At 71.6% G+C, this 25,400-nt stretch carries 23 protein-coding genes; 8 read left to right on the top strand and 15 right to left on the bottom strand.

Annotation, left to right across the window (positions count from 1 at the left end; all coding sequences use genetic code 11):
* Positions 1-29: 29 nt before the first annotated feature.
* A complete protein-coding gene (ald, locus tag HNR30_RS03340; RefSeq protein WP_181608135.1) occupies positions 30-1,139 on the top strand; it encodes an alanine dehydrogenase in 1,110 nt (369 codons plus the stop codon).
* Positions 1,140-1,141: 2 nt separating this feature from the next.
* Here the strand turns inward: ald and HNR30_RS03335 are convergent, their stop codons facing one another.
* Positions 1,142-1,882 carry a thioredoxin-like domain-containing protein gene (locus HNR30_RS03335; RefSeq protein ID WP_181608134.1) on the bottom strand — a complete coding sequence of 247 codons (741 nt, stop codon included), beginning with the start codon at positions 1,880-1,882 and terminating at the stop codon, positions 1,142-1,144.
* Positions 1,883-1,983: 101 nt separating this feature from the next.
* Between HNR30_RS03335 and HNR30_RS03330 the strand changes: the two genes are divergently transcribed.
* The 3 genes from HNR30_RS03330 to HNR30_RS03320 are packed head-to-tail and all read left to right on the top strand — an operon-like array spanning position 1,984 to position 5,438.
* The gene (locus tag HNR30_RS03330; protein ID WP_181608133.1) at positions 1,984-2,592 is read left to right on the top strand and encodes a DUF305 domain-containing protein; all 609 of its coding nucleotides are present in this window, start codon (positions 1,984-1,986) and stop codon (positions 2,590-2,592) included.
* 17 nt (positions 2,593-2,609) lie between these two features.
* A complete protein-coding gene (locus HNR30_RS03325) occupies positions 2,610-4,010 on the top strand; it encodes a phytoene desaturase family protein (protein WP_181608132.1) in 1,401 nt (466 codons plus the stop codon).
* Positions 4,011-4,058: 48 nt separating this feature from the next.
* The gene (locus HNR30_RS03320) at positions 4,059-5,438 is read left to right on the top strand and encodes an MFS transporter (RefSeq protein ID WP_312894205.1); all 1,380 of its coding nucleotides are present in this window, start codon (positions 4,059-4,061) and stop codon (positions 5,436-5,438) included.
* On the opposite strand, the gene HNR30_RS03315 is transcribed toward HNR30_RS03320, so the two are convergent.
* Genes HNR30_RS03315 through HNR30_RS03305 form a run of 3 tightly spaced genes read right to left on the bottom strand, consistent with a single transcriptional unit; the run spans position 5,432 to position 9,119 of the window.
* Positions 5,432-6,478: a threonine aldolase family protein gene (locus HNR30_RS03315; protein WP_181608130.1), complete on the bottom strand. Its 1,047-nt coding sequence runs from the start codon at positions 6,476-6,478 to the stop codon at positions 5,432-5,434. The two genes, HNR30_RS03320 and HNR30_RS03315, sit on opposite strands and share 7 nt — an antisense overlap.
* Entirely contained in the window at positions 6,475-7,104 is a 630-nt protein-coding gene (locus HNR30_RS03310) for an SDR family NAD(P)-dependent oxidoreductase (RefSeq protein ID WP_181608129.1), read from the bottom strand. Before HNR30_RS03310 ends, HNR30_RS03315 begins: the two co-directional genes overlap by 4 nt.
* Positions 7,101-9,119 (bottom strand): DUF6421 family protein, encoded by a 2,019-nt coding sequence (locus HNR30_RS03305; RefSeq protein ID WP_181608128.1) that lies wholly within the window; start codon positions 9,117-9,119, stop codon positions 7,101-7,103. Before HNR30_RS03305 ends, HNR30_RS03310 begins: the two co-directional genes overlap by 4 nt.
* A 144-nt stretch (positions 9,120-9,263) precedes the next feature.
* Here HNR30_RS03305 and HNR30_RS03300 point away from each other — a divergent pair, with 144 nt between their 5' ends.
* A complete protein-coding gene (locus HNR30_RS03300) occupies positions 9,264-9,959 on the top strand; it encodes a hypothetical protein (protein ID WP_181608127.1) in 696 nt (231 codons plus the stop codon).
* Here the strand turns inward: HNR30_RS03300 and HNR30_RS03295 are convergent.
* The 3 genes from HNR30_RS03295 to HNR30_RS03285 all read right to left on the bottom strand — a co-directional run bounded on the left by HNR30_RS03295 (position 9,908) and on the right by HNR30_RS03285 (position 13,648).
* Entirely contained in the window at positions 9,908-10,561 is a 654-nt protein-coding gene (locus HNR30_RS03295; protein ID WP_181608126.1) for a response regulator, read from the bottom strand. The two genes, HNR30_RS03300 and HNR30_RS03295, sit on opposite strands and share 52 nt — an antisense overlap.
* 79 nt (positions 10,562-10,640) lie before the next feature.
* Positions 10,641-12,155 carry a serine/threonine-protein kinase gene (locus HNR30_RS03290; protein ID WP_181608125.1) on the bottom strand — a complete coding sequence of 505 codons (1,515 nt, stop codon included), beginning with the start codon at positions 12,153-12,155 and terminating at the stop codon, positions 10,641-10,643.
* Positions 12,155-13,648, bottom strand: a complete 1,494-nt coding sequence (locus tag HNR30_RS03285; RefSeq protein ID WP_181608124.1) for a zinc ribbon domain-containing protein — start codon at positions 13,646-13,648, stop codon at positions 12,155-12,157. The genes HNR30_RS03290 and HNR30_RS03285 overlap by 1 nt, the downstream gene beginning before the upstream one ends.
* Positions 13,649-13,742: 94 nt before the next feature.
* On the opposite strand from HNR30_RS03285, the gene HNR30_RS03280 reads away from it, so the two are divergent.
* Both HNR30_RS03280 and HNR30_RS03275 read left to right on the top strand, forming a co-directional pair.
* Positions 13,743-15,710, top strand: a complete 1,968-nt coding sequence (locus HNR30_RS03280) for a hydantoinase/oxoprolinase family protein (RefSeq protein WP_181608123.1) — start codon at positions 13,743-13,745, stop codon at positions 15,708-15,710.
* Positions 15,703-17,292 (top strand): hydantoinase B/oxoprolinase family protein, encoded by a 1,590-nt coding sequence (locus HNR30_RS03275; protein WP_181608122.1) that lies wholly within the window; start codon positions 15,703-15,705, stop codon positions 17,290-17,292. Before HNR30_RS03280 ends, HNR30_RS03275 begins: the two co-directional genes overlap by 8 nt.
* A gap of 40 nt (positions 17,293-17,332) precedes the next feature.
* Here HNR30_RS03275 and HNR30_RS03270 read toward each other — a convergent pair whose 3' ends face one another.
* The 5 genes from HNR30_RS03270 to HNR30_RS03250 form a co-directional block, all read right to left on the bottom strand.
* Positions 17,333-18,013: an adenosylcobinamide amidohydrolase gene (locus tag HNR30_RS03270; RefSeq protein ID WP_181608121.1), complete on the bottom strand. Its 681-nt coding sequence runs from the start codon at positions 18,011-18,013 to the stop codon at positions 17,333-17,335.
* Positions 18,010-18,783, bottom strand: coding sequence for an ABC transporter ATP-binding protein (locus HNR30_RS03265; RefSeq protein WP_181608120.1), 774 nt, complete (start codon positions 18,781-18,783; stop codon positions 18,010-18,012). The genes HNR30_RS03270 and HNR30_RS03265 overlap by 4 nt, the downstream gene beginning before the upstream one ends.
* Positions 18,780-19,775, bottom strand: a complete 996-nt coding sequence (locus HNR30_RS03260) for a FecCD family ABC transporter permease (protein ID WP_181608925.1) — start codon at positions 19,773-19,775, stop codon at positions 18,780-18,782. The genes HNR30_RS03265 and HNR30_RS03260 overlap by 4 nt, the downstream gene beginning before the upstream one ends.
* Before the next feature lie 58 nt (positions 19,776-19,833).
* Positions 19,834-20,784 (bottom strand): ABC transporter substrate-binding protein, encoded by a 951-nt coding sequence (locus tag HNR30_RS03255; protein WP_312894204.1) that lies wholly within the window; start codon positions 20,782-20,784, stop codon positions 19,834-19,836.
* 193 nt (positions 20,785-20,977) lie between these two features.
* Positions 20,978-21,826: a Gfo/Idh/MocA family protein gene (locus HNR30_RS03250; protein ID WP_312894203.1), complete on the bottom strand. Its 849-nt coding sequence runs from the start codon at positions 21,824-21,826 to the stop codon at positions 20,978-20,980.
* Between the two features lie 57 nt (positions 21,827-21,883).
* On the opposite strand from HNR30_RS03250, the gene HNR30_RS03245 reads away from it, so the two are divergent.
* Entirely contained in the window at positions 21,884-22,537 is a 654-nt protein-coding gene (locus HNR30_RS03245) for a hypothetical protein (RefSeq protein ID WP_181608118.1), read from the top strand.
* On the opposite strand, the gene HNR30_RS49905 is transcribed toward HNR30_RS03245, so the two are convergent.
* The 3 genes from HNR30_RS49905 to HNR30_RS03230 are packed head-to-tail and all read right to left on the bottom strand — an operon-like array spanning position 22,534 to position 25,374.
* Positions 22,534-23,712: a cytochrome P450 gene (locus HNR30_RS49905; RefSeq protein ID WP_181608117.1), complete on the bottom strand. Its 1,179-nt coding sequence runs from the start codon at positions 23,710-23,712 to the stop codon at positions 22,534-22,536. The two genes, HNR30_RS03245 and HNR30_RS49905, sit on opposite strands and share 4 nt — an antisense overlap.
* Positions 23,702-24,634 (bottom strand): phosphotriesterase family protein, encoded by a 933-nt coding sequence (locus HNR30_RS03235; protein WP_312894202.1) that lies wholly within the window; start codon positions 24,632-24,634, stop codon positions 23,702-23,704. The genes HNR30_RS49905 and HNR30_RS03235 overlap by 11 nt, the downstream gene beginning before the upstream one ends.
* Positions 24,631-25,374: a phytanoyl-CoA dioxygenase family protein gene (locus HNR30_RS03230; RefSeq protein WP_181608115.1), complete on the bottom strand. Its 744-nt coding sequence runs from the start codon at positions 25,372-25,374 to the stop codon at positions 24,631-24,633. Before HNR30_RS03230 ends, HNR30_RS03235 begins: the two co-directional genes overlap by 4 nt.
* Between the last annotated feature and the right edge of the window lie 26 nt (positions 25,375-25,400).

Here is a 25,400-nt window from a genome sequence, read left to right as displayed (position 1 = left end):
GCCGGGTAATCGCGGGTAGGGGAGGTTTTATGAAGGTCGGAGTCCCACGCGAGGTCAAGAACCACGAGTATCGGGTCGCCCTCACCCCCGCCGGCGCCCACGAACTGGTCCGTCACGGCCACCAGGTGTTCGTCGAACACGACGCCGGAGCCGGGTCGGCCATCCCCGACGCCTATTTCGAACAGGCGGGCGCCGTCATCCTGCCCGGCCCCGACGACGTCTGGGGCGAGGGCGACCTGATCCTGAAGGTCAAGGAGCCCATCGCCGAGGAGTACCACCGCCTGCGCAAGGACCAGGTGCTCTTCACCTACCTGCATCTGGCCGCCTCCGAGGCGTGCACCAGGGCGCTGCTCGACTCGGGCGTCACCGCCGTCGCCTACGAGACCGTCCAGACGGACGACGGGCGGCTGCCGCTGCTGGCGCCCATGTCGGAGGTCGCCGGGCGGCTCGCGCCGCAGGTCGGCGCCTACCACCTGATGCGTCCCGAGGGCGGGCGCGGCGTGCTGATGGGTGGGGTGTCAGGCGTGCGTGCCGCGCACGTCGTGGTCATCGGCGCCGGCGTCTCGGGCATGAACGCGGCCGCCATCGCGCTCGGCATGCAGGCCGAGGTCCTGCTCATCGACCGCGACATCGACAAGCTCCGCCACGCCGACGCCATCTACCAGGGCCACTGCCAGACGGTGGCCTCCAACGCGCTGGAGATCCAGAAGGCGGTCATGGAGGCCGACCTGGTCATCGGCGCGGTGCTGGTGCCGGGCGCCAAGGCGCCGACGCTGGTGAGCAACGAGCTGGTCTCGCACATGAAGCCCGGCTCGGTGCTCGTCGACATCTCCATCGACCAGGGCGGCTGCTTCGAGGACTCACGTCCCACCACGCACGCCGAGCCCACCTACCGGGTGCACGAGTCGCTGTTCTACTGCGTGGCCAACATGCCGGGAGCGGTGCCGCACACCTCGACGTACGCGCTGACCAACGTGACGCTGCCCTACGCGCTGGCCATCGCCGACCTGGGCTGGCGGCAGGCGCTGGGCGAGGACCAGGCGCTGGCCAGGGGGCTGAGCACACACGAAGGGCACCTCACCAGCGAGCCGGTCGCGCAGGCGCACGGACTCGGGTGGGTGCCCTTCGAGGAAGGCTAGCCCTACCTGGACTCGGACGGCGACGGCGAGGCGGAGGCCTCGGCCGACGGCTGGGCGGAGGGCTGGACGCTCGGCGTCGCGGTGGCCTCCGGCTGCGGCTCCGGCGGGAGCGGCGCCTGGTCGGCGGTGGTGGTCACCGCGTACTGGCCGCCGCAGGTGGCGCCGGGCTCAGGAGTGTCGGGGCCGTTCTGGAACTTCTTGATGAACGCCGCCAGGCGCTCCTCCTCCAGCGACGCGAACTTCAGCTGGTGACCCCACGAGCTGGCCACGATGGGCGAGGGCAGGTCCTGGACCGGGCTGACGAGCATGAAGTCCTGCTGGCCCGTGGAGGAGGCGATCTCCTTGATCTTGTCGACCTGGGCCTTGGGCAGGTCGGAGCGGTAGGTGATCCACACCGCGCCGTGCTCCAGGGAGTGCACGCCGTGCTCGTTGTGGATGGGCTTGTCGTAGATGTCGCACTGCTGCCACAGGTTGTTGTGCGGGCCGCCGATCGGCGGGTTCTCCTCGTACTTGACGGCTTCCCAGACGTGCTGGCTGCCTTCGTACTTCTTGGAGATGGCGGCGTCGAGGTTCGTGAGCTGCGCCTGCCTCACCAGGTAGAAACCGACCAATCCAACGAGAAGCACGATGACGAGGCCGCCTGCTCCCCACATGAGCATCGCGCCACGGCGATCCTTGGCTCGCTGCTGGGCGCGCATCTTGGCGAGCTGATCGCGCCGCTGCTGCGCCTTCTCCTTCGTCATCGTTCCTCCATCGGCGTACCAAACAGGGGTCACCCTATGCCCTTGGGGCGTATATGGAGAATAAGTGCGCCTTATACGTGGGTCGGTACCCTGGACGTGTCATGCAAAAGTCCAGAACCCTCTTCGCCGCCGCCGTCGCCCTGCTGCTCGTCGCGGGCGCGTTCGTGCTGTTCAGCTCCCTGCGGCCGCCGTCAGACACCTCGCCAGAGGCGGGGTTCGCCCGCGACATGGGCGTGCACCACGGCCAGGCCGTCGAGATGTCGTGGCTCGTCTACGACCGGGGCACCGCGCCCGATGTGCGCAACCTCGCCTTCGACATCATCAACACCCAGTCCAGCCAGCGTGGCCGTTTCTCCGGATGGCTGGAGCAGTGGGGCCTGCCGGAGAACGGCGGGCGCCGGCCGATGGCGTGGATGGTGGGACACGGGCACGGCGGCACCGTCGACGCCCCCGCCGCGATGCCCGGCATGGCCACCAAGGAGGAGCTGGCCAGGCTGAAGAGCCTCAAGGGGCAGGAGGCGGAGGTCCTGTTCCTGCAGCTCATGATCCGTCACCACCAGGGCGGCGTCGACATGGCCAAGGGGCTGCTCGCGGTGTCGGACCGTGACGAGGTGGTGCGCATGGCGCAGAAGATCGTCGGCGGGCAGAGCGGCGAGATCAAGCTCATGACCGACCTGCTGCGACACCGCGGAGCGGCACCTCTCACCTAGCCGTCTAGGCTGGTCGGGTGGCCCACGACGTGACGGTGGTCGGCTCCGGTCCCAACGGGCTGGTGGCGGCGATCCTGCTGGCCCGCTCCGGCCGCAGGGTCCTGCTCGTCGAGGCGGCCGGCACCTTCGGCGGCGGGCTGCGCAGCGCCGAGCTGACCCTTCCCGGCGTCGTGCACGACGTCTGCGCCACCGTCGTGCCGATGGCCCTGGCCTCGCCCGCGATGCGCGCGCTGCGCCCCGACGTGGAGTTCGCGCACCCTCCCGTCGCCGCCGCGCACCCCCTCGACGACGGCCCCGCCGTCCTCCTGCACCGCGATCTGGAGCGCACGGTCGCCGAGCTGGGACCCGACGGCCGCGCCTGGCGGGCGACCGTGGGCACGAGCGCCCATCAGGACCTGATCGACACCCTCCTGTCGCCGCTCGGCCTCCCGCGTGCCCCGCTGCGGGCCGCCCGGTTCGGCCTGTACGGCGCGCCGCCCGCGACCGCGCTCGCCCGCCTGTTCCGGACCGGCCGCGCCCGCGCCGCCTTCGCGGGCATGGCCGCCCACTCCATGATCGACCTGCGGCTGCCCATCACGGCGGGCTACGGCCTGGTGCTCGCCTCCCTGGTGCACCTGGCCGGCTGGCCGGTGGTGCGGGGTGGCAGCGGGCGCCTGGCCGACGCGCTGGTCGCCGCCTTCCGCGAGCTGGGCGGCGAGACGGTGGCCGGCCACCGGGTGCGCTCGCTGCGCGAGCTCGACTCGCCCACGGTGGTGCTCGACGCCGAGCCCGTGCAGTTCGCCGCCGACTTCCCCGAGCCGTACGGCAGGCGGCTGCGTTCCTTCAGGCACGGCCCCGGGGTGTTCAAGCTCGACTGGGCGCTCGACGGCCCGGTGCCGTGGCGCGATCCGGAGGTGGCGCGGGCGGGCACCGTGCATCTGGGCGGCAGCCTGGAGGAGATCGTGACGAGTGAGGCGGAGACGTTCCGCGGCCGCCACTCCCCCAGGCCGTTCGTGCTGCTCGTGCAGCCGTACGCCGCCGACCCCACCCGCGGCGGCCATCCGCTCTACGCCTACTGCCACGTCCCCAACGGCTCCACCCGCGACATGACGGCGGAGATCGAGGCGCAGATCGAGCGGTTCGCGCCGGGCTTCCGCGACCGGATCCTGGCCCGGCACGCCATGAACACGGCCGACCTGGCGGCGCACAACGCCAACTACGTCGGCGGTGACATCGGCGGCGGCCTGGCCACGCTGGGGCAGTTCGTCAAGCGCCCGGTGTGGTCGCTCACCCCGTGGCGCACCCCGCTGCCCGGGGTCTACCTCTGCTCGGCCTCGACCCCGCCCGGCGGGAGCGTGCACGGCATGGGCGGATGGCAGGCGGCGCGGCTGATCGCCCACGACGCCCGGCGCCCGGCCCGGCTCCGCGGCCAGGCCTAGGGGCGTTGCGGGGTTTTCCTTGCCGGAATGGCGGGGAGCTGCGCAGATGTGGACGACAGGAGACGGTGGCGCGCGCTGGCGGTGGCGCTGGTCGCGACCTTCATGACCTTGATCGACGTCAGCATCGTCAACGTCGCCCTGCCCTCGATCCAGGGCGCGCTGCACGCGAGCGACGCCGGCGTGCAGTGGATCCTGTCGGGGTACGCGCTGACCTTCGGCCTGATGCTGGTGCCCGCGGGTCGGGTCGGCGACGCCCGCAGCAGGCGGGCGGTGTTCATGTTCGGCCTGGCGGCCTTCACCGTGGCCAGCGCCCTGTGCGGCATCGCTCCCACGATCGAGCTGCTCATCGTCGCCCGGCTGGTGCAGGGCGCCGCGGGCGGCATCCTCACGCCGCAGGTCTCCGGCCTGATCCAGCAGCAGTTCCAGGGGGCCGAGCGCGGCAGGGCTTTCGGCGTGCTCGGCTCGGTCGTCGGCATCGCGACGGCCGTCGGGCCGCTGCTCGGCGGCCTGCTCATCGAGGTGGCCGACTGGCGCTGGATCTTCTACGTCAACGTGCCGGTCGGCCTGGTCGCCCTGCCGCTGGCCAGGCGGCTGCTGCCGGAGCCGATCTACGGCGAGCAGAAGGGCCTCGACCCGGTCGGCGTCACGCTGCTGGGTGTCGGCGTCGTCTGCCTGATGCTGCCGTTCCTGCAGGAGCAGGCGTGGGAGGGTCCGTACAAGTGGCTGCTGCTGCCGCTCGGGGCCGCCGTGTTGGGGGTGTTCGTGGCGTGGGAGCGCCGCGTGGAGTCGCCGCTGGTCGACCTCACCCTGTTCAGGCTGCGGTCCTACGCCCTGGGCACGCTGCTCGGCCTGGTGTACTTCGCGGGCTTCACCGCGATCTTCTTCATCTTCACCGTCTACCTGCAGAGCGGTCTGTCGTACACCGCGCTGCAGGCGGGCGTCGCCGTGACGCCGTTCGCGCTCGGCTCGGCGATCGCCGCCTTCGTGGGCGGCCGCCTGGTGTCCAGGTACGGGCGGGCGCTGATCGTCTTCGGTCTCGTCGTCGTCTGCGCCGGGCTGCTGGCCTCCTGGCTGGCCGTCGAGCTGGTGCCCGGCCACTCCGCGGCCTATGCCACCGCCCTGCCCCTGCTGGTCACGGGGCTGGGCAGTGGCCTGGTCATCGCGCCGAACCAGACCCTCGCGCTGGCCGAGGTTCCCTTCCAGCAGGGAGGTACGGCGGGCGGGGTGCTGCAGACGGGCCAGCGCATGGGCAACGCGGTGGGCATCGCCGCGGTCGGTTCCGCCTTCTTCGCGGCCGTGGCCCGCGACCACGGCGACTTCGCCGCCGCCTTCAGGTTCGGCCTGCTCGTCGTGCTCGTCTTCGTGCTGTGCGCCCTGGTGGTCGCGCTGGTCGACCTGAGGCTAGGCGCGCGCGGCCGGGCTCACTGAAGCTCCTCCGCCACCGCCGCCGCGAAGGCGTCGATGTCGTCGGGGGTGGTGTCGAACGAGCACATCCACCGCACCTCGCCCGTCGCCGGGTTCCAGGTGTAGAAGCGGAAACGCTTCTGCAGCCGCTCGGTCACCTCGGCGGGCAGGACCGCGAAGACGGCGTTGGCCTGCACCGGGCGGACCACGCTCAGCCCCGGCAGATCGCGCACGGCCTCGTGCAGGCGCCTGGCCATGGCGTTGGCGTGCCTGGCGTTGCGCTGCCACAGGTCGCCGCCGAGCAGCGCCTCGAACTGCGCGGAGACGAAGCGCATCTTCGACGACAGCTGCATGAACGACTTGCGGATGTAGTCGACGCCCTTGGCCGCCGACGGGTTGAGCACCACGACCGCCTCGCCGTACAGCAGGCCGATCTTGGTGCCGCCGAAGGAGACCACGTCCACGCCCGCGTCGGTGGTCAGCGCGGCGATCGGCACGTCGAGGGCGGCCGCCGCGTTGGTGAGGCGGGAGCCGTCGAGGTGCACGGCAAGCCCAAGTGAGTGGGCGTGGTCGCACAGGGCGCGGATCTCGCCGGGGGTGTAGACGGTGCCGAGCTCGGTGCTGTTGGAGATCGACACCACGCGCGGCTGGGCGCGGTGCACGTCGCCGAAGCCCCATGCCTGCCGGTCGACCAGCTCGGGGGTGAGCTTGCCGTCGGGCGCGGCGACGGTGTGCAGCTTGATGCCGCCGACGACCTCGGGGGCGCCGCCCTCGTCGCAGTTGATGTGGGCGGTCTCGGCGCAGATGACCGCCTCCCAGTGGGCGGTCATCGAGCGCAGCGACACCACGTTGGCCGCGGTGCCGTTGAAGACCGGGTAGGCGACGGCGTCGGGGCCGAAGTGCCGCCTGAAGACGTCCTGGAGCGCCTCGGTGTAGACGTCGTCGCCGTAGGAGACCTGGTGGCCGCCGTTGGCGGTGACGATCGCCTGGAGGATCTCCGGGTGCACGCCGGCGTAGTTGTCGCTGGCGAAGGCCTTCAGGTCGGGGTCGTGCCGGGGAATCACTGCGTGAGGTCCAATCGCGTGCCGTTGATCTGCGTGCCGGGCCGGTCGTAGAGTCCGGCCACCGCATCGGCCAGCGTATTCACGTGCGTGAACCCGGCGAACGCCGCCCCCGGCTTGGCGGCGATCATCGCGTCGTTCAGGAGCGCCTTGACGACCAGGATGGTCGCGGCGGCCGAGGAGTCGCGCAGGCCGTCGGCCAGCGACATGACCCAGGCCTCCGAGGCCGCCTTGGCAGCGGCGTAGCAGGCGCCGCCCGCGGTGGGCCGCTCGGCGGCCTTGGCGGAGACGATGACGAAGCGGCCCTTTCCGGATTTGCGCAGCAGCGGCTCGAAGGCGAGCGACACGTGCTGCAGGGTGCGCACCAGCAGGTTGTGGAGGGCGTCCCAGTCGTCCAGGTCGGTCTCGGCGAAGGTCTTGCCGCCGCGCCAGCCGCCGACCAGGTGCACCACGCCGTCGACGCGGCCGTGCTCGGCCTCGACGCGCGAGGCCAGCTCCTGTACGGCGGAGCGGTCGAGGAGATCGACGTCGTCCTTGTCGACGCTGATGACCGTGTGGCCGTCCTTGGCGAATCGTGCCGCGACAGCCTGTCCGGTGGGGCCCGCCCCACCCGTGATGAGAATGATCATGCCCGGATCCCTCGCGTCGACTCCACCACTGCGGCGAGCTTACGACGCAGCGCCTCGTAGAACATGCTCAGGGGGAACTCGTCGGACAGCACGGCGTCGACCATGGCCTTGTTCTCCTCGGGCAGCTCGCGCCGCTTCCAGGCCGACATCGGGTGCGGCTCGACGTACTCGGCGACCAGCTCGTAGGCGGCCAGCCAGTGCGCGACCTTGGCCCGGTCGATACCGTCGCGGTACAGCTTCTCGACCTCGCCGCGCAGGTCGGCGATGCCGTCGGCCACGCGCGCCCAGTCGATGGACAGGCTGTTGTCGGTCCAGCGCACGATGTCGTTGCGGTGCAGGTAGGCGAAGAGCAACTGCCCGCCGAGCCCGTCGTAGTTGCGCACCCGCTCGCCGGTGATCGGGAAACGGAAGAGCCGGTCGAACAGGATGGCCAGCTGCACGAAGCGCGCGTGCGCCACGCCCTGGGCCTCCAGCTTGACCGCCTCGCCGTACGCGGTGAGGTCGCAGCGCAGCTCCTCCAGGGCGTACATCCAGTACGGCTGGCGCTGCTTGATCATGAAGGGGTCGAAGGGCAGGTCGCCGTGGCTGTGGGTGCGGTCGTGGATGAGGTCCCACATCACGAACACGTCCTGGGCGAGCTGCTGGGAGGCCAGCAGGCGCTCGGCGTCCGGCGGCAGGTCGAGCTTGAGTGTCTTCGCGGCGGCCTCGGACACGACGCGGAATCGGGCGGCCTCGCGGTCGGCGAAGATGCCGCCCCACGAGAACTTCTCGGGCTTGGCCGCCACCGAGACGGTCTCGGGGAAGAGCACCGCGGAGAAGGTGTCGTACCCGGCGGTGAAGTCCTCGAAGGCGATCGGGACGAACATCGGGTTGTCGTAGCCGGACGACTCCAGCTCGGCGATCCAGTCCGGCCAGATGGTGCGCAGCCAGACGGCCTCGAAGTTGCGGCCCGGGTTGCCGTTCTGGGTGTACATCGGGAAGAGCACGAGGTGCTCCAGCCCGTCGACGCGCTGGGTGTCGGGGTGGAACAGGTCGAGTGAGCGCAGGAAGTCGGGCACGCCGAGGTCCCACGCGGCCAGGTCGGCGCGCACCTGCGCCAGGTAGGCGGCGTCGTGCGGGAAGTAGGGCGCCAGCTTCTCGACCGTGGCGGAGATGCGGGTGACGAGCTCGCGCGCGCGGCCGTGGAGGGCGGGCTCGACGGAGCCGTCCTTGGCCTGCAGCGGGCGCAGCTCCTCGATCGCGGCCTTGAGCTCGCCGAACAGCGCCGCCTTGGCCGGGTCCTGCGAGCGGCCCGAGGTGTCTGCGGGCGTCCGCGCCGCCCAGGTCACGATGTTGCCCCACAGGGCGAGGTGGTCGTAGTCGTCGATCGAGTCGTCGCCGAACAGGTCGGAGTCGGCGAACACCACGACCCGGCCCTGGCCGTACGGCAGGGCGACGGCCAGGGGCGCGCCCGCGGGCGAGGCCGACGGGGAGGAGGCGAACAGGACCTGGGCCGACGGCGGCGCGACGAGCGTGCCGGAGCGGTAGAAACAGGCGCGCGAGGCGCCGGCGAGCAGGCCGCCGGAGCCGGGCGTGCCGAGCACCCAGGTGGCCACCTCGCGGTGGGAGCGGGCGACGTCGCGCACCGTGGTGTGCTCGACGCCGACCCCGAAGCGTTGCAGCAGCTCGCGCAGGTTGTTGCCGTACTTGTCCTGCTCCTCCTCCGCCAGCACGACCAGGCCGCCGCCGAGCCTGACGAACTCCTCGATGGCGTCGAGCTCGCCGGCGGAGTAGACGGGGCTGCCCGGCAGCACCTTCTCGAAGCGGGGGTCGGAGGGGTGGGCGATGACCAGCACGTCCTGGCCGTCGAGGTCGAGGCCGCCGGCGGTGACCTGGTGGCCCAGGCGGCGCAGATGCCCTGCCGCGCGCGCGTAGCTGCTGTCGTCCGGGTGGCCGGGGTTCAGCTGCTCGGCCAGTTCACGCCTGATGGTCCAGGCCTGACCGTGTGTCTCGTCGAACAACACGCGCGGGAACATAAATCCTCCTGCCAAATACGTTCAATAACGGAAAATATACACACAAAGAGGGGATGGTCCGCCAGGTGTCCACCTGGTGGACGATGCGGGATAGGCCGGGCGGGGGACGACGGCCCCACGCGGACGCGGCTACGGTCGCGCTCTATGTTGTCCGACCACATCAGCTTCCGCCGGACCGTCTCCGGCATCCTGCTCATCCTCGCCCCGCTCCTGCAGGCGGTGGCCGTCATGGTCGACCCCGGCACCTGGGGCGACGACCGCGAGACCGTCAGCTTCGGCGACAACCCCGCCCTGGCCCAGGTGCAGTCCGTGCTCTACCACTGGAGCTGGATCCTGCTGGCCATCGGGGCGCTCGGGCTGATCCACCTCACCCGGCGCAGCCACTTCCGCTCGGGCCACATCCTGGGCGCGATCACCGTCGTCGGCTACATCAACGCCTCGGGCCTGCTGCTGACCGATCCGGTCGAGTGGTGGCTGGGGCAGCACTACCCGCCCGAGCGGGCCCAGCAGATCCTGGAGGAGATGATGGGGCTGCCCGGTCCCACGTTCGGCTTCCAGATGCCGTGGATGTTCATGGCCATCCTCGGCCTGCCGCTGCTGCTCGTGGTGGTCTGGCGAGCGGGCCACGCCCCGTGGTGGGTGCCGCTGGTGACCGCCGCCGGGTACCTGGGCACCTTCGCGGTGCCGTACGGGCCCGCGACCGTCCCGATGTGGACCGCGCCCGTCGTGGCGATCGGCTGGATCGGCGTGCGGATCCTGCGCATGAGCGACGAGGCCTGGGCCTCCTTCTACGCGCCCGGCCGCACCACGCCCGCCTCGTACGCGAAGACCACCGCCTGAGCCCGGTCGCGCAGGTGCAGCTTCATCAGCACCCGCGCCACATGGGTCTTGACCGTGGCGTCGCCGACGAACAGCTCCTGGGCGATCTCGGCGTTGGTCAGCCCGCGCGCCAGCAGCGTCAGCACCTCCAGCTCGCGCGGCGTGAGATCGTCGAGCTCGGGCGGCGGGGCGACCTCCGCCCGCCCGGCGAAGGAGGCGATGACGCGGCCCGTCACCGCCGGGTCCAGCAGCGCCTCGCCGCTGTTGACGACCCTGATCGACTCGATGAGCTGCTCCGGCGGCGAGACCTTCAGCAGGAACCCGCTGATGCCGGCCCGGAGCGCGGCGTAGAGGTTCTCGTCGGTGTCGAAGGTGGTCAGGATGATGACGCGGGGCGCGCCCGGCTCGTCGAGGATCTGAGCGGCCGCGGAGATGCCGTCCAGGCGCGGCATCGTGATGTCCATGAGCACGATGTCGGGCCGGGTGCGGCGCACGATGGAGACCGCCTCCAGCCCGTCGGAGGCCTCACCGACCACGGTCATGTCCGGCTCGTTGTCCACGACCATGCGCAGGCCCACCCGGACCATGGCCTGATCGTCTGCGATGACGACGCGAATACCCACGTAGGGAGGGTAATCGGGCGCGACGCGCGGCGACAGGGCCGGTGGGGGGCCGCCAAGCCCGCCACAAGTCAGCCGCAAGTCAGATCAACCGGGAGCTGCTCCTGATCCGCTCCTGGGTGGTGTCGCTGCAGGCCGTTCCCGCGCAGAAGTAGAGCATGAGCAGCCGCTTGCCCGGCCGGTCGACGACGTAGCCGGTGAACGACAGCGCGGAGGTGCGGCTCTTGCGGTCGACCATGGTGCCCTCGAAGCGGCGGGCCGCGGTCGTGGTGCCGAGGCTGTCGGTGACCGGCTTGACGCCGATCTCCACCTCACCCGGCAGGATCGCGTCGAGCGCGCCCTTCAGCTGGGCCGCGTCGGCGTTGTAGTCGATGCCGTCGGCCAGCTGCACGTAGAGCCCGGTGACCGACTCCGGCTCCGACTTCATCAGCGCGGAGATGGGGGTCCAGTCGGCGCCCGTGCCGGCGAAGAAGAGCGTCTCGAACTCCTGCGCCTTCGGCGAGGCCACGGAGAACAGGTCCTCGTGGGTACGGACGGTCCAGTCGGCCGGATGCTCGTAGGCCACCGGAGCGCCGGGGTTGCCGGCGTAGGCGCTCCACTCGGGTTCGCCGCCGCCGCCGAGGCCGCCCAGAGCCAGCATCAGGATCAGCGCCACCGCCGCGAGCGCGCCCACGACGGAGACCAGGATGATCGGCAGCCTGCCCGGCGGCTTGCGCACGGCGGGCACCGCGCCGAGGGTGGGGGCGGTGGCCGGGGCGATGCCGCTGATGGCGTCGCGCAGCGCCGTGACGAACGCGCTGCAGCTGGAGTAGCGCTGCTCGGGGGCCTTGGCCAGGGCCCTCATCATCACCGCGTCGACGGCGGGGGGCAGCTCGGGCCGCAGCTGCGACAGCGGTGCGGGCGACTCGGCCAGGTGCGCCCAGAGCAGGGCGATGTCGTTGTCGCGCTCGAACGGTAAGCGGCCCGTGAGGCACTCGTAGACCACGCAGGCCAGGGCGTACTGGTCGCAGCGGCCGTCGATGACCTCCTTGTTGATCTGCTCGGGCGCCATGTATCGGGGGGTCCCGATGAACTGGTCGGTCTGGGTCAGCCCGGAGATCGAGGTGCGGTGCTTGGTGATGCCGAAGTCGGTCAGGTAGACGTGGTCGCCCGCGACGAGGATGTTGGCGGGCTTGACGTCGCGGTGGATCAGGTCGTGGCGGTGGGCGACGTCGAGCGCCGCCGCCATCTGGGCGAACAGCGGCAGCGCGTTGCCCACCGGCAGCGGGCCGCGCTCGTGGATGAAACGCCTCAGGTCGAGGCCCTCCACGTAGCGCATCGCGATGTACAGCACGCCGCCGGCGTCGGCGTTGGCCTCGTAGATCGGGATGATGTTGGGGTGTTCGATGCTGGCGACCGTGCGCGACTCCAGGATGAAGCGCTGGCGGAAACGGTCGTCGACGCTGAGGATCGGGTTGAGGATCTTCAACGCCACCCGGCGGCTGAGCCGGGGATCGAGGGCCAGGTAGACGACGGCCATGCCGCCCTTGCCGATGACGTCCTCGATGTAGTAGCCAGCCACCTCCTGGCCGATGAGGGAGCGCTCGTTCACATGCATCACGTCTCGCTGGGGTGACCGCAGAACCCGCAGAACCGGTGTCCCCGGCCCAGCTTCGCCCCGCAGGCCGTGCAGAAGGTGGCCTCTTGCGCGGTCAGGACGGGCTGTGGTTGCTGCTGCAGAGCCTCCTGCAGCTGCGAACGGCGAACCACGACCGTCTCGTGCGCACCCTCATCGTAGGGCACCGGCGTGTGCGCCAGGGGTGGCGGAGGCGTGGTGACCGCGGGGGGCGGCACGGGCTCGCCTGGAGTGCGCCGTCTGCGCCACAGCAGGAAGGCCCCGGCCAGGGCGGCCAGCAGCAGGACGGCGGCGGCCGCGGCGATGTAGGGCCAGAGCGGCGTCGTGGTCTTGACGGGCTGGGCGGCGACCCGCTTGGTGCCGGCGTCCTCGGCGGTGCCGCGCTTGGCCAGCGAGGTCTTCAGGTGCTCGGCGGCCACGGTGTGGCCGGGGTAGAGCTCGAGCACGTGCTGGAAGCCGGGGGTGGCCTCGGCGTAGTACTTGGTGTGGAAGCGGGCCAGGGCGTGCTCGAAGGCCGCGTCGACCACCCCGCGCCTGGGCGGGACGTTGGCCTTGGTGAGTGTCGTGGAGATCTCGCGCACGCCGATCATGCGGGCGTCCTTGCCGCCGCCGATCAGCATGCCGACCACGTGGCCGTCCTTGTCGCCGATCACCGGCGCGCCGAGCAGGCCCTTGTCTGCGAGCGCGCCCAGCTTGACCGGCTCGTCGACCTTCTTCTGCGGGTCGGAGAAGGGCCGTCCGCCCTCACCCGCGGCGCCGCCCTTGCCCAGGTGGGCGATCTCGGTGGTGATCTTCACGTCGGCGGCGGGCTTGCCCAGGAAGCCGGCGATCGAGGTGGGGGCGCCCTCCTGGTCGGGCACCTTGTCGGCCAGCGGCGCGGTGGGCAGGCCCACACCGCCGTCGGCGCGGCCGACCGGGGTCAGCACGGCGGGCGCGTCGGGCTTGTCACCGGCGAGCGTGAGGACGGCGCCGTAACCCTTGGGGTCGGGCGGGTTGATGTTGGGGAAGATCGTGATGGTCGGGGTGACCTCGACGATGCACGCCGAGGTGTCCTTCTCGGGCGTGTAGCACGACTGCAGGTGGTGGTTGAGTATGTCGTCCTTCACCGTGTGCTTGGCGAAGTCGGCGGGCACCTTCACCTTGTGGTGGTCGGCGAAGATCCGGTTGGCCGCGTAGATCGCGGCGTTCTGATCGCTCTTGACGACCCTCGTCAGCGTGACGACGGCGCCCTCGGGGTTGACGATGATGCCGGTGCCGGAGCCCACGGGCACGTCGTAGCTGCGTTTGACCTTGACCACTTCGCTCACGTGGTCGAGGAGGGTGATGTCGACGCGCTGGCCGGCTTCGACGCGCACCACCGACGGGGTCACCAGATCGGTGATCCCGCTGGGATGCTCGTGAGCCGTCGCGGGAAGCGCTCCCATGGCAAGGAGCACGACCGCCAATGCGGTGGCTGACGCGGTGACTCGGACCATCTCTGTCTCCCCTGCAGAGCCTAGGACCAGGGTCCCAAGCGCCAAGCGTAAGTCAAGGGAGACAAGCGCTTGGTACGTGTTTTACCTTACTGCGATGGGTTCCCTGGCCATCGACGTGGGCGGCACCTTCACCGACGTTGTGTACAGCGCCGGCGCCGTCCGGGTCGCGAAAGTGCTTACCACTCACGACGACCCCATCGCCGGAATAGTTCACGGTGTTACCCGACTGGGCCTGATCGACGTCACCCGGGTGGTCCACGCGACCACGCTGGCGACCAACGCCATCCTGGAGGGCAAGGGGGCTCGCGTCGCCTTCGTCACCACCCGCGGCTTCCGTTCCCTGATCCCCCTGGGGCGCTACGCCCGCGTCGAGGAGGACCGCTACGACCTGCGGTTCACTCCCCCGCGGCTCGACGTGGAGTGCTTCGAGGTGACCGAGCGCGTCGGGCCGCGCGGCGAGGTGCTCACGGCGCTCGATCCCGGCTCCGTGCGGGAGGCGGCCCGCGCCATCGTGGAGCGCGGCCTGACCTCGGCCGCGGTCTGCCTGCTGCACTCCTACGCCAATCCCGCCCACGAGCGGCAGGTCGCCGCCGTGCTGCGCGAGCACCTGCCCTCCGTCGTCGCCTCGTGCGAGATCTGGCCGGAGATCCGCGAGTACGAGCGCGCCACGACCACGATCGTCTCCGCCCAGGTCGGCCCGCTCATGACCGCGTACCTGTCGCGGCTGCGCTCGGCGCTGGCCGGGCTCGGGATCACCGCTCCCGTCTACGTGATGGACTCGGCGGGCGGCGTCGTCTCGGCCGACCTGGCCGCGCGGCGCGCCGTCTCCACCGTCGAGTCGGGACCGGCCGCCGGAGCGCTGGCGGCGGTGCCCTACGGCCCGGCCATCGCCTTCGACATGGGCGGCACGACCGCCAAGGCCTGCGTGGTGCGCGACGGGCGGCCGGCGATCACCCACGAGTTCCACGTCGGCGGCAAGGGCAGCTTCGGCGGGCGCCGGGCGGGCACCGGCCTGCCCATCAAGACGCCCGCCGTCGACCTTGCCGAGGTCGGCGCGGGCGGAGGCAGCATCGCGTGGTTGTCGTCGGGCACGCTGAGGGTCGGACCGCTCTCGGCCGGTTCGTCCCCCGGGCCCGCCTGCTACGGCCTGGGCGGAACCGAGCCCACGGTCACCGACGCCAACCTGGTGCTCGGCTACCTCGGCTCGGCCTGCCTGCCCCTCGACCCCGCCCAGGCGCACAAGGCCGTGGACCGCATCGCCGAGCCGCTCGGGGTCTCCCGCGAGGAGGCGGCGCTGGCCGTCTACGACATCGTCTGCGCCTCCATGGCCTCGGCGGTCGAGGTCGTCACCGTGCAGCGGGGCGTCGACCCGCGCGGCCTGTCCCTGGTCGCCACCGGCGGCGCGGGGCCGATGCACGCGTGCAGGGTCGCGGAGCGCTTCGGGATCTCGCACGTCATCGTGCCCGCGCACTGCGGTGTCGCCTCGGCGGCCGGGCTGCTGGCCGGGTCGTTGTCGACCTCGCGGGTGCGCACCCAGCTCGCGGCCGAGGACCCGGCCGCGGTCTTCGCCTCGCTCGCCTCCTCGGCCGCCGACGACCTCGGCGTCTCGCTCGACGACCCAACCGTCTCCGTCGGCCGCTCCGCCGACGTGCGCTTCGCCGGGCAGTCGCACGACCTGACCGTGGACTGGTCGGACCTGCCCGAGGAACTGGCGCGCAGGTTCTTCGCCCGCTACGAGGAGGTGTACGGCATCGCCCAGGAGGGCGCCGTGGAGGTCGTGTCGTACCGGGTGCGGCTCACGCGCCACTTCGACGCCTCACCTGCCGCGCCACCGGCGCAGCCGCCCGGCGCGGGGCCGCCCGTCCACGCGACCAGGCCCGCCTTCTTCCCCGAGCTGGGCGGGACCACCGACATCCCCGTGCTGGCCAGGGAGCACCTGACCGTCATGCGGGGCCCGGCCGTCGTCGAGGACCCCGAGTCCACCATCGTCGTCCCGCCCGGCTGGACGGCGACCACCGACCGGACGCGTGCCGTCCACCTGAGAAGAGGCGGCGATGCCTGACGCCCTGACCGCGCAGGTCCTGCGCAACGCCCTGGTGGTCGCCGCCGAGGAGGCGAGCATCGTGGTCGTGCGCTCGGCCTACTCGACCTTCATCGTCGAGGGCTCCGACGCCTCGGCCGCCATCCTCGACGCGGCGGGACGCCTGATCGCCCAGTCGACGGCCACCACGCTGATGAACAGCATGGCCCTGGCCACCGCGCTGCCCGAGGTGCTCAAGGACATCCCCGCGCACACGATGGCCGAGGGCGAGGTCTACGCGCTCAACGACGCCTACCGGGGCGGCGTGCACACCAACGACCTGCTCGTCTACCGCCCCATCTTCGTCGGCGGCAGACCGCGCTACTTCACCGCCACGATGATCCACGTCTCCGACCTGGGCGGCCTGTCGGCCGGCGGCATGGCGCCGCTGGCCACCGACATCTTCCTGGAGGGACTGCAGCTCCCGCCGGTCAGACTGGCCACCGCCCGCGGGGTGGAGGGCGCGATCGAGGCGATCCTGCGCGCCAACAGCCGCACGCCCGACAAGGTGATGGGCGACGTGCGGGCGCTGATCGCGGGCACGGCCGTCGCCGCCAGGCGCCTCGAACGGCTCATCGGGGAGTACGGCGAGGCGGGCCTGCAGGAGGGCATCGACGACTACCTGCGCCACACCGAGCAGCGCACGCGGGAGGCGATCGCGCTGCTGCCCGAGGGGCGGTTCGAGTCGAGCTACCTCATCGACGAGGACGGCATCGACCAGGACAGGCCGCATGTCGTACGGCTCGCGCTGGAGATCGGGGGCGGGCGCGTCCTGGCCGACTTCTCCGGCACCGATCCCCAGGTGCCGGCGGCGATCAACGCCTCGGCCTCGCAGTCGCTGGCGGCCGCCGTGTTCGGGGTGCGGTGCTTCCTCGACCCGTCGATCCCGATGAACGACGGGTGCCTGCGCGCGATCGACATCCACCTGCCCTCCGGCTCACTGCTGAACGCCACTCCCCCGCACCCGTGCGGCGGGCGTTTCGTCCCCATCTACGCGGCCATGGAGGCCATCTTCCAGGCGCTGTCGGAGGCGGTGCCGGAGCGGGCGATCGCGCCCAGCGGCATCCTGCAGCCGTTCTCGATCGCCGCGGTGGGTGCGCCCTACTGGATCCACCTCGCCTACGACTTCGGCGGCGTGGGCGCCAGGCCGGGGCTCGACGGGCCGGACGCGACGGGCGTGCACTTCGGGATCGGGCGCAACTCGGTGCCGCAGGTGGAGCCGGTGGAGAGCCGCTGCCCGCTGATCGTGGAGTCGATCGAGGTCATCGAGGGCTCCGGGGGCGAGGGACGCCACCGGGGCGGGCGCGGGTCGCGCACGGTCTACCGCTTCCTGGCCGACGCCCACGTGACCACCCGGGGCGACCGGCTCAGGAACGCGCCGCCGGGGCGGGACGGCGGCTCCCCCGGGCGTCTCGGCGGCTTCTTCAAGCGGCGTCTGGACGGGACGCTGGAGCGGCTGCCGTCGAAGGCCAACAACGTGCGCTTCGCGGCCGGTGAGGCCTTCGTGGTCGAGACCACCGGCGGCGCCGGGCTCGGCACACCGGACCAGGCGCCCGGCCGGTGAGTCAGGCGCTCGTCCCGGCGTGTGCCCGGCCGGGCGCTCGTCAGGGCGTGGGCTCGATCGGGCGGGCGAGCGGCTGGTAGTCGATGCGCTCGGCCACCCTGCGCCAGTCCTCGGCGCCCTGCCGTACCGCCCGGTGGACGGCGCGCGCCAGGCGCGCGCCCCAGACCGAGCGCGGGCCGCCGAACAGCTCCTGCTCCCCCTCGGCCCGTACGGCGACGCAGACCGCGTCGGAGGCGGTGCCGGTGCCCGGATAGCCGACCTCGGCCAGCGCCTGGCACTTGGCCTCCGTCACCGTCATCACGGTGTTGACCAGCGCGGCGTCCGACATCGCGACGGGCAGGAAGGCCACGATGTTGATCGTCCCCACGCGCGTCGGGCGCAGCTCGGGGTCGGCCGTCCCGGCGGGCGCGGCCGCCCAGGTGGGCACCCGCAGCCCGACCGTGGCCACGACGGAGACGTCCTCGTCGTCGACCGCCACGTAGCGGGAGACGTACGCGGCGGTCATCATGCCGACGCCCGGCCCGCCGGGCGCAAGCGACAGCAGGTGGTCGACCGGGTCCATGCGCGAGTAACCGGCGACGACCTGGGCGTTCAGCACCCACGACACCGGCCCGATGCCGCCGCCGACCATGGCCGACGAGATCGCCCGCCAGCCCGGCTCCAGCTCCCACAGCAGCGCGCCGAGCTCGGCGCCGTCCTCGTCGCGGTACGACAGGTTCACGGTCCTCCCCTGACCAGGTGGACGACGGGCCGCCCGTCGGGGCCCGGCTCGATCTTCACATGGGCGCCGAAGTGCCGCGAGACCAGCGCCTCGGTGAGCACCTGGGAGGGGCGCCCCGAGGCGGCGGCGTGCCCGGAGGCGACCAGCAGCAGCGAGTCGGCGTACTGCGCGGCCACGCTGAGGTCGTGCAGCGTGGTGAGCACGGTCAGCCCGTCGGCCAGCCGCAGCCGGTCGACCAGCTCCAGCACCTGCTGCTGGTGGCCCAGGTCGAGGGCGGTGGTCGGCTCGTCGAGCAGCAGGATCGGCGCCTGCTGGGCCAGCGCCCTGGCCAGCACCACCCGCTGGCGCTCGCCGCCCGACAGGTGGGCCAGGGGCCGGCCGGCCAGCTCCGCCAGGTCCAGGCGCTCCAGCACCGAGCCGGTGACCTCGCGGTCGTGGCGGCTCTCCCGTCCGAGATAGGGGATGTACGGCGTGCGGCCCAGCAGGGCGTAGTCGAAGACGGTCATGTCGGGCGGCAGCAGCGGCGACTGGGGCGCGTAGGCGATCAGCCTGGCCCGGCGGCGCGGCTTGATCGTCCCGGTCTCCAGGCCGTCGAGCGTGACGGTGCCGCCGTGCCGTACCAGGCCCATGATCGCCCGCAGCAGCGTGGACTTGCCCGCGCCGTTGGGCCCGATGACCGCCAGCCACTCCCCGCGCGCGACGTCGGCCCGCACCTCGTGCAGGACCTCGCGGGACCCGAGCGTCACCGACAGCCCCTGGACGGAGATCACACCGACACCTTCCTGGTCGTACGGAGCACGGCGACGAAGAAGGGCGCTCCCACGAACATGGTGACGACGCCGATGGGCAGCTCGGCGGGCGCCATGACGGTCCGCGCGAACAGGTCGGCGACCACCAGGAAGGCGGCGCCGACGATGAGCGACATCGGGAGCACGACGCGATAGCTGCCCCCGAACACGCGGCGCACCGCGTGCGGGATGACGATGCCGACGAAGCCGATCAGCCCGCTGACCGCGACCGCGGCGGCGGTGGCCAGCGAGGCGGCCAGCAGCACCACCAGCCGCACCCGGGAGGCGCGCACGCCGAGGCTGACGGCCTCCTCCTCGCCCACCGACAGCACGTCGAGCATGCGGCCGTGCAGGAGCATCACGACCCCCGACACCAGCGCGTACGGCAGGACGAGGACGAGCTGGTCCCAGCCGCCGCCGAGATCGCCCATGATCCACGCGTAGATGCGCTGGAGTTCCTCGACCTTCAGCTGCTGGACGAAGGTCTGGATGGCGGTCAGGAACGAGGTGACCGCGACTCCGGCCAGCACCAGGGTGGCGGTGCCGCCGGACCGCCCGGCGGTGTTGCCGAGCGCGTAGGCGAGCATGACGCCGCCGATCGCGCCGGCGAAGGCCGCCACCGGGATCGACAGGGGCGCCCCGGGGAAGGCGACGATGACGAGGGTGACGGTCAGCCCTGCCCCGGCCGCCGCGCCCAGCAGGTAGGGGTCGGCGAGCGGGTTGCGGAAGACGCCCTGGTAGCCGGCTCCCGCGATCGCCAGCAGGCCGCCGACGGCGGCGGCGATGAGCACCCTGGGCAGGCGCAGCTCCCACAGCAGGCCCTGCTCGACCGGGGCCAGGCCGGAGTCGACGTCGACGAGGGGCAGCCAGTCCAGGCACTGCAGGACCACCTGCCAGGGGGAGATGTCCGCCGCGCCTCCGAGCAGCCCGGCGATCATCGAGGCGGCCAGGACCACGACGGCCCCGGCCGCCATCAGCGGCCGGATCCGGCTCACCGCGGCTCCCGCAGGAGGGGCCGGTCGGCCGCGAGCATCAGGCGGCCTTCCCCACCGCGTCGGAGATGCTCTTGGCCAGGTCGACGATGCGCGGGCCCCAGCGGGAGGCGATGTCGTCGTCGAGCTGGATCACCTGGTCGTTCCTGATCGCCGACAGCTTCGACCAGCCGGGCCGCTTGGCCAGGGTCTCCTTGCTCTGCTGGCAGCACTTGACATCGGCCAGGAAGATCAGCTGCGGGTCGGCCTGGGCGACGAACTCGGCCGACAGCTTGGGGTAGCCGCCCGCGGCGTCGGGCGCCTTGTCGGCGATGTTCTCCAGGCCGAACAGGGAGTAGATCTGGCCGATGAAGGTGGTCGACGTCGCGGCGTAGGGCGTCTGGTCGAGCTCATGGTAGTAGGTGAGCTTCTTGTCCTTCTGCGCGGCCGCGGCGAGCTCGGTGAGCTGGCCCTTCATGGTGTTGACGAGCTCTTCCGCCTGGTCGCCGTTGCCGGTGGCGGCGCCGAGGTCGAGGATCTCGTCGTAGGCGTCCTCCAGCTTCATGGCGGCCGGCTCCAGCAGCACGGGCACGTTGAGCTTGCCCAGCTCGGCGACGATCTTGTCGGTGTCGTTGGCGACGACGACGAGGTCGGGCTTGTGCGCGACGATCGCCTCGACGTTCGGCTTGTAGCCCGACAGCGCGGTCTTGGGCGCCTCGGCGGGGAAGTTCGACTGGTCGTCGGCGGCGACGACCAGGGCGCCCGCGCCGATGGCGAAGAGGGTCTCGGTCGCGGTCGGCGACAGCGAGACGATGCGCTCGGGCTTCTTGGCGATGGCGACCGAGCCGTTGCCCGCCTCGATCGTCACGGGGAAGGTGGAGGGAGCGGGGGCCGCGGCCGAGGTGGCGGAGGAGGCCGACGGGCTGGGCGCGCTCGCGCTGTTCTGGCCGCAGCCGGCCAGAGCGAGGGCACCCAGCATCAGGCCCGCGAAGACCTTTCCTACGGGTCTCACGAGTTGTCCTTTCACTGCTGGAACCGAGAGACCCGCGTTGAAGCGACGGATCACCCTTTTCCACGAGGGTTGATGACGTCAGCGCAAAGGCAGGCGACCTGGCTATGACAGTTGCGGGACAGCGCCGGATTCGCACCGGACTTCGCTGCAGCAATGCGCGTCAGACAAACGCTATCAATTCTCCGGAGTGGCCTTACGTCAAGAGCTGCCTCTCCGCCTCGGCGAGGACACGCTGCAGGTGGAGACCACGCTGGGCGTCGAGCTCGTGGCCGCCGCCCTGCCGTACGGTCTGGGCGAACTCCTCGGCGACGACGTCGAGCGGGTCGTCGTCGGAGTGCCCGAGGGTGACCAGGCCGTCGCGGCCAACGATGACAAATCGTTGCATTTCATCCTTGGAGGCCTGGCACAACGACACCTCGGAGACCGCGCCGGACTCGTGCTCCAGCAGCAGCCCCACCCAGCGCAGCGGGTCGCCGTGCGCGCGCACCGCGGTGATCGTGCCGAGCGCCGCGTCCATGAGGTCGACCACGTGCGGCGCCACATCGAGGATCGCGCCGCGCTCCAGCCGCCACGGGGTGGCGAAGTCGCCGCCGAGCAGGGCGCCGGAGACGCTGATGGCCTGGCCGCCGAGCGGCTCGATGGACCGGCAGGCGGCCAGGAAGTCCCTGGTGGCCCGCGCGTAACGCATGGTGAGGATCATCTGCGAGGCGACGCCCGTCTCGGCGATCACCCCGGCCAGCCGCTCGGCGTTCTCCAGCGAGTCGGCCAGGGGCTTCTCCAGCAGCAGGGCCTTGCCCGCCCTGGCCGCCCGCTCCGCCAGGTCCGCCTGCACGCCGGGCGGCACGCAGAACGCGACCGCCTCGCAGACCTCGAACAGCTCCTCGATCCGCTCGTAGACCGGCACGCCCAGCCGCGCGGCCACCTCGGGCCTGCGCGCCCACACACCCGCCAGGCGGGTGTGCGGCCCGGACTTCAACATCGGCGCGTGCGCGAGCTCAGCCCACGGACCCGCCCCCACCAAACCCACAGATACTGGCTCCACGAGTTTTGAGTATGGCGTACTCATGCCCGCCGTCCCCGGCCGAGTGACCTTGAAGCCATGACGAGTCTCGACACCACGTCCAGGTCGGGCGCCGACACCTTCGCCCGCTACGCCATGGTCGCCTCGGCGTTCCTGATGCCGCTGCTGTTCGTGCTGCTCCTGGTCACCGCCCCGCCCGGGGTCACCGAGGAGGGCCGGCCGTACGTCCAGAACTTCTACGACAACCTCGGCTCCTACCCCATGTCGGCGTGGATCGGCGCGCTGGCGATGGTGCTGACGATCCCCGCGCTCTTCGGCGTCGCCCGCGTGGCGCGCGCAGGCAGACCCGCGCTCGGCCTGGTCGGCATGATCCTGGCCTTCTCGCTGGCGCTTCCCCTGTCGGGTAACACCGACGACACCCTCTACGCCGCCAGCAAGGCGGGGCTGGACGTGACCGCCGCGACCAGGCTCTACAACGCGGAGATGAACGACCTGCCCACCTCGCCGCTGGGCCTGCTGTGGTTCGCCGGCCTGGTCGGCCTGGTGATCCTGGGCGTGGCCGTCCTGCTCGGCAGGACGGGTCCCGCCTGGGCGGCGATCACGCTGATCGTGGCGCCCTTCCTGGTCCCCGTCGCCTGGTTCGCCGGGCTCGGCAACGTGTTCGCCGCGATCGCCTGGGCCGCACTGGCTGCCGGCATGGGCGGTGTCTCCCTGGGCCTGCTCAAGCGTTAGGCCCACTCCACCGGCAGGGCGGCGAGCGCCCGGCCGACGAGGGAGGTGCGGTAGACGACCGGCTGCTCGACCAGTCTCAGGCCCGGCAGCCGGTCGCCGAGCACCTCCAGGGCGGTGCGCAGCTGCAGGCGGCCGAGCGCGGCGCCCACGCAGAAGTGGATGCCGTAGCCGAAGACCAGGTGGGCGTCGGCGTTGGGCCGGTCGATCACGAACCGTTCCGGCTCGGGGAAGACGGTCTCGTCGTGGGCGGCCGAGTCGGTCGACAGCAGCACCAGCGAGCCCCGCGGGATCGTCACGCCGTGCAGCTCGATGTCCTCCGTCGCGTAGCGGAAGGAACCGAGCGAGGCGCCGTCGATGCGCATGCACTCCTCGACCGCTCCGGCCAGCCGGTCGCCGGGAACCGGCCAGACGCCCTCGCGCAGCAGCCGCAGCACGCTGTTGCCGAGCTGGTTGGGGACGGTGTCGTTGCCGCCCAGCAGGATCGTGGAGATCAGCTCCACCACCTCGCGGTGCGACAGCTCGCTGCCGGTCATCAGGGTGACGAAGTCGTCACGTGGGTCGTCGCGGCGGGCGGCGACCAGGCGGTCCACGTAGGCGAGATAGGTCAGGAAGCTGTCGGCGAGTTCGAGCTGGCGCTCGGGCGGCTGCGGCGACAGGAACAGCTGGAACCAGTCCTTCACCCTGGCCTGGACGAAGGCCTCGTCCTCCTCCGGCACGCCGATGAAGCGGGCGGTGAGCTTGACCGAGGGCTCGTGGCCGAGCTCGGCCACGAACTCGGCCTTGCCCTGCGGTTCGACGCGGTCGAGCAGCCGCTCGTTGAGCTCGCGGAACTGTCGTTCCAGGTTGGCGACCGCGCGCGGGGTGAAGGCGCGCGAGACGGAACGGCGCAGCCGCGTGTGATCGGGCGGGTCGACGTTGGCGACGAAGCTCGACAGGAACGAGCCGTGCTCGCCCAGCCTGGCCCTGGTTTCCTCGGTGAGGCTGCGCGAGATCGTCAGCGAGCCCTTGGAGGAGAAGCGGCGCGGGTCGGCGTAGGCGCCGCGCACGTCGCTGTAGCGGCTCAGCACGTAGGCGCCCAGGTGCTCGCTGTGGAAGACCGGGTGCTCGTGGCGCAGCGTGCGCAGGAAGCCGTACGGCGCGGCGACGTGCCAGTCCGAGGAGACGTCAAAGTCCACCGAGGATCCTCCGGGGGTTGTCGACGAGCATCTGCGTGATCTGCTCCTCCGTGACGCCGCGCTTGCGCAGCTCCGGCAGCACGTCGCGGGGGATGTGCAGCAGCTGGTAGTCCGGATGGCGCCGGCGTACCACGTCGGCGTCGAAGCGGTCGTTGAAGCAGTAGGAGTCGTGGCCCAGCACCAGGCGTCCGGCGTGGCCGCGCTCGCACAACGTCACCAGCGTCGCCACGCGGTCCTCGAAGGAGCAGAAGGTGTCGATGCCGAAGCGGTCCATGCCGAGCGACGAGCCGCCCGCGAGCAGCTCCTCCAGGTAGGCCAGGTTCGTGGAGTCACCCGCGTGGCCGATCACCACGTTCGTCAGGTCGACGCCGCACTCGGCGAGCAGCCGCTGCTGCTCCAGGCCGCCCGGCTCGCTGCTGTGGGTGGTGATCGGCGCCCCGGTCTCCAGGTGCGCCTCGGCCACCGCGCGGAAGACCCGTTCGCAGCCGCGCGTCATGCCGGGCTTGTCGGTGGCGCACTTGAGGATGGCCGCCTTGACCCCGGTGCGGCCGATGCCCTCGGCGATGTCGCGCACGAAGAACTCCGCCAGCCGGTCGGGGCCGCCGAACAGCGAGCCGGGACCGCGGTTGCCGAAGTAGGGCGGCAGCGCGTCGTAGGTGTACAGGCCGGTGGCGGCCACGATGTTGACCTCGGTGAGCGCGGCGACCTCCTGCACGGCGGGGACGTAGCGCCCCAGCCCGACCACGGTCAGGTCGACGATGGTGTCGATGCCCTCCGCCTTGAGCGCGTCGAGCTTGGCGGCGGCCTGCCGTATGTCGCGCCGCTCGGGGATGTCCGGCCAGTTCCACAGGATCTCGGGGCTGAGGCCGAAGACGTGCTCGTGCATGAGCGTGGCGCCGAGGTCGGCGACGGGGCCTCTCACGGTCTCAGGCACGGGAACCTCGGGTGGTCGAAGGGCTGGTTGACCTTGAGCTCCAGCTCGTCGGTCTGTTTGTACGGCGCGCCGGTGTAGAGGGTCTCGGCGTCGAAGTACGTCGCGGTGAACGACAGGCGGGTCCCGCTCGCCCGGTTGGCGGGGGCGCCGTGCACGGTGAGGCTGTGGTGCACGGTGGCGTCGCCCGCGGCCAGGTCGAGCGGCGGCGAGAGGGTGAGGTCCCGCAGCCACGGATGGGCGGTGATCTGGTCGTCGCCCTCGCGCACGAAGCTGCGCCCGAGCAGGCCGTAGGCGTGCGAGCCGGTGTAGAAGCGCAGCGACCCCATCTCGGCGGGCACGTCCACGAGCGCCACCCAGAGCGTGAGCATGGCCGAGCGGTCCATCGGCATCCACGGGAAGTCCTGGTGGAACTCGGTGGCGCCGTGCTCGCCCGGCTCCTTGACGAGCAGGTTGGTGACCTGGACCCGCACCGCGTCCACGCCGTGCAGCAGCCGGACGGCGTTGGGTCCGAAGGAGGTCATCAGCCCGGCGAAGCACCGCTCCTCCAGCGCCACGTCGCGGCTCTGGCCGAAGGCCTCGTCCACCAGCGTGAGGTGGGCCGTGGAGCGGGCACGAAGCCGTTCGATCGCGCGTTCGCGCAGCTCGCCCACCTCCTCGACCAGTCCGGGCAGGTGCACCCAGCCGTCGCGCCTGAAGGCGGCGATCTCGTGGTCGGTGACATCGCGCATGGCGTCCAGTGTTGCGTGTAGCAAGC

Origin of the sequence: Nonomuraea soli, assembly GCF_013761175.1 — a bacterium.
GTDB lineage: Bacteria > Actinomycetota > Actinomycetes > Streptosporangiales > Streptosporangiaceae > Nonomuraea > Nonomuraea soli.
Note: the sequence above shows the minus strand (reverse complement) of the source record. Positions and strands in the feature narration are given on the sequence as shown.

Excerpts from the sequence above, each read along its gene's own strand:
- HNR30_RS03290 (WP_181608125.1), bottom strand. The coding sequence starts at position 12,155 with ATGCATGTGAACGAGCGCTCCCTCATCGGCCAGGAGGTGGCTGGCTAC.
- HNR30_RS03330 (WP_181608133.1), top strand. The coding sequence starts at position 1,984 with ATGCAAAAGTCCAGAACCCTCTTCGCCGCCGCCGTCGCCCTGCTGCTC.
- HNR30_RS03305 (WP_181608128.1), bottom strand. The coding sequence starts at position 9,119 with ATGTTCCCGCGCGTGTTGTTCGACGAGACACACGGTCAGGCCTGGACC.
- HNR30_RS03260 (WP_181608925.1), bottom strand. The coding sequence starts at position 19,775 with ATGGCGGCCGGGGCCGTCGTGGTCCTGGCCGCCTCGATGATCGCCGGG.
- HNR30_RS03275 (WP_181608122.1), top strand. The coding sequence starts at position 15,703 with ATGCCTGACGCCCTGACCGCGCAGGTCCTGCGCAACGCCCTGGTGGTC.
- HNR30_RS03230 (WP_181608115.1), bottom strand. The coding sequence starts at position 25,374 with ATGCGCGATGTCACCGACCACGAGATCGCCGCCTTCAGGCGCGACGGC.
- ald (WP_181608135.1), top strand. The coding sequence starts at position 30 with ATGAAGGTCGGAGTCCCACGCGAGGTCAAGAACCACGAGTATCGGGTC.
- HNR30_RS03335 (WP_181608134.1), bottom strand. The coding sequence starts at position 1,882 with ATGACGAAGGAGAAGGCGCAGCAGCGGCGCGATCAGCTCGCCAAGATG.
- HNR30_RS03310 (WP_181608129.1), bottom strand. The coding sequence starts at position 7,104 with ATGATCATTCTCATCACGGGTGGGGCGGGCCCCACCGGACAGGCTGTC.
- HNR30_RS03285 (WP_181608124.1), bottom strand. The coding sequence starts at position 13,648 with ATGGTCCGAGTCACCGCGTCAGCCACCGCATTGGCGGTCGTGCTCCTT.
- HNR30_RS03280 (WP_181608123.1), top strand. The coding sequence starts at position 13,743 with ATGGGTTCCCTGGCCATCGACGTGGGCGGCACCTTCACCGACGTTGTG.
- HNR30_RS03245 (WP_181608118.1), top strand. The coding sequence starts at position 21,884 with ATGACGAGTCTCGACACCACGTCCAGGTCGGGCGCCGACACCTTCGCC.
- HNR30_RS03300 (WP_181608127.1), top strand. The coding sequence starts at position 9,264 with ATGTTGTCCGACCACATCAGCTTCCGCCGGACCGTCTCCGGCATCCTG.